The sequence below is a fragment of the Ensifer sp. Root142 genome, from assembly GCF_001426785.1.
GTDB lineage: Bacteria > Pseudomonadota > Alphaproteobacteria > Rhizobiales > Rhizobiaceae > Ensifer > Ensifer canadensis.
Genome location: NZ_LMFK01000004.1, coordinates 152,145 through 152,875 on the forward strand (window position 1 = coordinate 152,145; position 731 = coordinate 152,875).

Consider the following 731-nt stretch of genomic DNA (forward strand, 5'->3'; position numbering starts at 1 on the left):
GTCACGAATCGGGTCGCGTGCAGGTAACTTGAGCTCTACGCCCCCGAGGGGTTCGATACGGGCGCGAATGGCACGCGCCAGATTGGTTGGCCGCTGGCCGGCTGTCAATCAGCATCCAAAATTCACCCCTTATTGGACTGCGCCCCTGAGGGTGGAGATATCGGCTTGGTGAATTGACCTGTGGCCCTCGGCATCGTGGATGGACGCCGACGGTTGTGGCATTTGTGACGAGTGCCTGGCGCCATGACGCAGTCGGCGTCCGAGCTGTCGTCTGCGTTTCTGGTTAAGTTCGAGAAGGCGCTTGCGGAGCTTCCCGAGGGCTACGTGCACGGAATTTTCCAGGGCCGCCGATGGAGGCGAGTGTGGCTGTATGGCGAAGAGCTGGGCGGAGCGGATGTCGTCAGTTTCAACCTCTATGTGCTCTCTGACGCGCGCACCATCCTGAGGCCCTGCGAAATGTCATCGTCGAAGGTTGTCGATTTCGTGCTTGGCTTTGAACGCACCTGAACTGGTGACCTGCTCATCGGCTCCGCGACCTCTCATGACCCGGATGTAGTGATTTCCGACAGGCGTGTCGTTGTAATCGCACCAGTCCTAGAATTGTACCATGCTGCCTCTCCTCAATTCGCGACTAGGTCGCGAACACTTAAAAGTGGCATGCCGGTTTCAGGGCTCGGCGCAAGGTCTCATCGATCACCTCTCTAGCGGCGGTGCTTCTCCAACGACAGCTT

The 731-nt window shown here is 58.7% G+C and carries 1 protein-coding gene; it reads left to right on the forward strand.

Going from position 1 to position 731, the window contains the following annotated elements; genetic code table 11:
- Positions 1 to 243 precede the first annotated feature (243 nt).
- The gene (locus tag ASD52_RS08095; protein WP_171520275.1) at positions 244 to 507 is read left to right on the forward strand and encodes a hypothetical protein; all 264 of its coding nucleotides are present in this window, start codon (positions 244 to 246) and stop codon (positions 505 to 507) included.
- The last annotated feature ends 224 nt before the right edge of the window (positions 508 to 731 follow it).

Coding starts and splice junctions, on each gene's coding strand:
- ASD52_RS08095 (WP_171520275.1), top strand. CDS start 244: ATGACGCAGTCGGCGTCCGAGCTGTCGTCTGCGTTTCTGGTTAAGTTC.